The organism is Arhodomonas sp. KWT, from assembly GCF_010993615.1.
Map to the genome: position 1 here is coordinate 1 of NZ_WNXE01001005.1, position 598 is coordinate 598.

A 598-nucleotide genomic window follows, 5' to 3' on the forward strand; every position below is an offset into this window, starting at 1 on the left:
TGCTGCTCGGCGCCATGGCCGGCTTCGATCACCGCGACTCCACCAGCGTGCAGCGCGAGGTCCCCGACTACCGCGCCACCCTCGGCGACGACATCCGCGGCCTGCGCATCGGCCTGCCGGCGGAATACTTCGGCGAGGGCCTGGACGCGGGCGTGCGCGCCGCCATCGACGAGGCGGTCGCCGCGCTCCGTGCCGAGGGCGCCGAGATCACCGAGGTTTCACTGCCCAACACCCACCTCGCGGTGCCGGTGTACTACGTCATCGCCCCGGCGGAGGCCTCCTCCAATCTCTCGCGCTTCGACGGCGTGCGCTTCGGCTACCGCTGCGAGGACCCACGCGGGCTCGAGGACCTCTACACCCGCAGCCGCGGCGAGGGTTTCGGCGACGAGGTCAAGCGCCGCATCATGGTCGGCACCTACGCCCTGTCGGCGGGCTACTACGATGCCTACTACCTCAAGGCGCAGCAGGTCCGGCGCATGATCCGCGACGACTTCACCCGCGCGTTCGAGGACGTGGACGTGATCCTCGGCCCGGTGGCGCCGACCCCGGCGTTCGACATCGGCGAGAAGGCCGACGACCCGGTACAGATGTATCTCTC

Annotated in this window: 1 protein-coding gene; it reads left to right on the top strand. The window is 70.4% G+C overall.

Annotated features, from left to right (window positions below):
- Nucleotides 1-598 (top strand): amidase family protein (locus tag G7A99_RS23815; RefSeq protein ID WP_240466408.1); only part of this gene is annotated, 598 nt, incomplete at both ends.